Here is a 3,503-nt window from a genome sequence, read left to right as displayed (position 1 = left end):
GAACCACCCCCACCCTCATTCCCTCCCCTCAAGGGGGAGGGAGGCGATGGAGCCGCCGATTCCGATGGAACCTGAGACACGCGAAGACCCGCCTCGGCAATGGCCTTGCGCAGGCGCGCGGCGAGCGGGCGCGGGTCCGGCGCTCCGTCGAGGCCGGCAAGCGGCGGCGTCTCGACGGGAACGCCCGATTCGACTTCGACGGCCGCCACGATGGCGCGGGCGAAGGGGGCGGACGTTTCGGGCGAGAGACCACGCACCTGCAGGCTGCCGCGCTGGGTGATCTCGATGAGGCCGTTGCCGTGCACCTCTGCCGCGCGGGCGATGGCGGCAAGGGCCGGCAGGCTGAGCGTGCTGTCGACGGGGCGGAAACGGGCGAGGAGGCCGTCGCCGGTCGGCATCGGCTGGCGCAGCGTCGGGCAGGCGCCGCGCCGCGACGGGGCGGGCGGTTCGGCACGGACGGCGATGGTCGCGGCCTGCGGCACGGCATGATCCTCGAAACGAGCGAGTCTTCTAGCCCGCCGCGACGGAACTGTCATGCGCGGCGGCGCAGGAGGTAGGTGTCCATGATCCAGCCATGGCGGGCGCGGGCCTCGGCGCGCCGGCGCTCGATCTTTTCGGCGACCTGCGAGAGGCGGCCGGAGACGAGGATCTCGTCAGGCGTCCCGAGATAGGCGCCCCAGTGGATGTCGTAGTCCTCGCCGTCGAGGGCCTTGAAGGCGAGCTTGCCGTCGAGCATCACCACGGTATCGGTATCCGGCGGCGCCTCGGCAAGACGCCGGCCGGTGGTGACGAGCACCGGCTCGCCGACGCGATTGAGGGGAATGGCGTGGGCGGCGGTCAACGCCTGGAGGCTGGTGATGCCGGGGATGACCGTGACCGAGAATGGCGGCGCACCGGCCTCTCTGACCCGGGCGAGGATGCGCAGGGTGCTGTCGTAAAGCGAGGGATCGCCCCAGACGAGGAAGGCGCCGGTGCCGTCTTCGCCCAGTTCCTCGGCGATGAGGCGGGCGTGGATCGCAGCGATCGCCTGGTGCCAGTCGGCGACGCGCGCGGCGTAGGAGGCGGTGGCTTCATCGCGCACGGGCATGGCGAAGGGCACGAGCCGGGCGGCGGGGTTGGTGACGTAGCGGGCGACGATCTCACGGCGCAGGTCCGCGAGGTCCGCCTTGTCGGCGCCTTTCTGCGGAATGAACAGCGCATCGGCGCGGTTGAGGGCGTTGATCGCCTCGATGGTGACCTGTTCGGGATTGCCGGGACCGATGCCGACGACGAGGAGCGTGCGCATGGGCGAAGGGTTACCTGAACCGACCCAACTCGCCAAGCCGCGTCATTGGCCGGAGGTCGCGAGGCGCAACCCCAGGAGCGCGAACGCGCCGGCAAAGCCGCGCCGCAGCCATGTGAGGACGCGCGGGCGCCCGACGACGTGGCGGCGCGCGGCGGCGGCGAAGGCGCCGTAAAGGGCGAAGACGACGAAGGTCAGGCCCATGAAGACGAAGCCGAGCGCGAGCATGGCGAGGGTCGCATCGCCGCTCGCGGGCACGAATTGCGGCAGGAAGGCGAGGAAGAACAGCGAAAGCTTGGGATTGAGCACGTTGACGAGGAGCCCGTCGACGACGATGCGCCACGGGCCGCGCGCCGGTGCGCCCTCGCTGACCTCGAGCGCGCCCTTGTCGCGCAGCACCGACCAGGCCATCCAGAAAAGATAGGCGACGCCGAGGTAGCGCACGACCTCGAAGGCGAGCGCGCTGGCGTGGAGGAGCGCGGCAAGGCCGGCAACGCTCGCGGCCATGTGCGGCAGGATGCCGAGGGTACAGCCGAACGCGGCGGCAAGGCTCGCCCGCCAGCCGCGTGAGAGGCCGAAGGCGAGAGTGTAGAGCACGCCCGTGCCCGGCAGCGCGATGACGATGAGCGACGTGACGAGGAATTCGAGGGACATGCGGGCTCTCCAGAGGGAAAGCCGCATGAAGCCGCAGATGGCCGCGCCCGTCTTGAACGTTATTGCAGGCGCGCGGCGCGGTAGGCGGCGGGGGTGAGGCCGTATTTGCGGGTAAAGATCCGCGTCATGTGGGCCTGGTCGGCAAAGCCGGCGGCGAGCGCGGCTTGCGCCAGCGGCACGTTGCCGGCCATCAGCCGGCGGGCAAGATCGATGCGGCGCTGCACCTGGTAGGCGTGCGGGGTGAGGCCCGTCTCGCGCGCGAAGGCGCGCAGGAGCTGGAAGCGGGTGAGGCCGGCAAGGCGCGCCAGCTCGGCGAGGGAGACGGGATCGGCCGGATCGTCGTCGATGCGCGCGCGGGCGGCGGCGATGCTGGCGACGGAACGGGTACCGAGCCCCGGCCCATTCTGCCGGCGCAGCACATCGGCAACGAGCATTACGAGGAGGGATTCGCCGGCCGGATCGGCAGCGGCGGCAAGGAGCCGGTTGATCCGGGCGGCGATGCGGCGGTCGGCGAGGACGGGATCGTGGAACTCGAAAGCAGCGGGAGCGGCGGCGATGTCGGCCGCCGTCTCGGCGATCACCGCCGGATCGATGTAGAGCATGCGCCAGGCGCGGCCGGCCTCGCCAATTGGGGCGCCATCGTGCACCTCGCCGGGATTGACGGTGATGACGTCCCCTGCCCCGGCCTCGACCATGCCGCGCCCGCTCGCCGATTTCTGCGCGCCGCGCTCGACAAGGCCGATGCCGAAGGTCTCATGGGTATGGCGGGCGAAGGTGTGGGCGGAATCGGCCGCGATGACCTCGACGCCGGCGAGGGCGCTTTTCAGGATGCGGAACTGGCCGCGGGCCGTCACGACACCTCCCGCGCGCGGCTTGCCGGGAAGACGCCGGACATGACGGCAAAGCCTTCGATGCGGCGGACGCGGTCGAGCCAGCGGCGGATGGCGGGGTAATCCTGGCGCGAGATGCCGCCTTCCTCGGACAGCGCGGTGTGGGGGAAGCAGGCGATGTCGGCGATGGTGGGATGATCGGCCGAAGCCAGCCAGTCGCGGCCTTCCTTCTCGCCGAACCAGAGGTGCTCGTCCATGACCCTGAAGAGCCGATGCGCCTCGGCTTGCGCGCGCGAGAGATCGATATCGTGCTCGAAGGCGATGGCGAGACGCGCGCCGCCGGAGGCTTCTGAAAGGCGGGCGGCAAAGCTCGTCCAGGTCATGACCTCGGCGACGAGGGCTGGATCATCGACGGGAAGCCAGCGTCCGGAGGCGTCGTATTTGCGAGCGAGCCAGGCGAGGGTCGCCTCGGTGAAGACGCGGCCGTCGTCGACCAGCACCGGCAGCTCGCCCAGCGGATTGAGCTTCAGGAACCAGTCGGATTGCGTGTCGTTGCCGGGATAGTAGTCGACGGCGACCACCTCGTAGCGCAGCCGCAGGATGCTCATCATCAGGCGCAGTTTGTAGCAGTTGCCGGAGAGCTCGTAGTCGTAAAGCGTGATCATCGCGCGGATCGGGGCGAGACCCCCCTCCCAATCTCCCCCGGAAGGGGATGCACACGAACGGAATTCCGGACC

At 70.2% G+C, this 3,503-nt stretch carries 5 protein-coding genes; all 5 read right to left on the bottom strand.

Annotated features, from left to right (window positions below; translation table 11 throughout):
- On the bottom strand, positions 1-482 hold a 482-nt coding region (locus tag VE25_RS18930; RefSeq protein ID WP_046110233.1), incomplete at its 3' end, for a ferredoxin-like domain-containing protein.
- A 50-nt stretch (positions 483-532) separates the two neighbouring features.
- Entirely contained in the window at positions 533-1,285 is a 753-nt protein-coding gene (gene cobF / locus VE25_RS18925) for a precorrin-6A synthase (deacetylating) (protein WP_046110232.1), read from the bottom strand.
- 42 nt (positions 1,286-1,327) lie between these two features.
- Positions 1,328-1,936, bottom strand: coding sequence for a LysE family translocator (locus VE25_RS18920; protein WP_046110231.1), 609 nt, complete (start codon positions 1,934-1,936; stop codon positions 1,328-1,330).
- 59 nt (positions 1,937-1,995) lie between these two features.
- A complete protein-coding gene (locus VE25_RS18915) occupies positions 1,996-2,790 on the bottom strand; it encodes an AraC family transcriptional regulator (protein ID WP_046110230.1) in 795 nt (264 codons plus the stop codon).
- Positions 2,787-3,431: a glutathione S-transferase family protein gene (locus VE25_RS18910; RefSeq protein WP_046110229.1), complete on the bottom strand. Its 645-nt coding sequence runs from the start codon at positions 3,429-3,431 to the stop codon at positions 2,787-2,789. The genes VE25_RS18915 and VE25_RS18910 overlap by 4 nt, the downstream gene beginning before the upstream one ends.
- Between the last annotated feature and the right edge of the window lie 72 nt (positions 3,432-3,503).

The organism is Devosia geojensis (assembly GCF_000969415.1).
Classification (GTDB): Bacteria; Pseudomonadota; Alphaproteobacteria; order Rhizobiales; family Devosiaceae; genus Devosia; species Devosia geojensis.
Note: the sequence above shows the minus strand (reverse complement) of the source record. Positions and strands in the feature narration are given on the sequence as shown.

Coding starts and splice junctions, on each gene's coding strand:
- VE25_RS18910 (WP_046110229.1), bottom strand. CDS start 3,431: ATGATCACGCTTTACGACTACGAGCTCTCCGGCAACTGCTACAAACTG.
- VE25_RS18920 (WP_046110231.1), bottom strand. CDS start 1,936: ATGTCCCTCGAATTCCTCGTCACGTCGCTCATCGTCATCGCGCTGCCG.
- cobF (WP_046110232.1), bottom strand. CDS start 1,285: ATGCGCACGCTCCTCGTCGTCGGCATCGGTCCCGGCAATCCCGAACAG.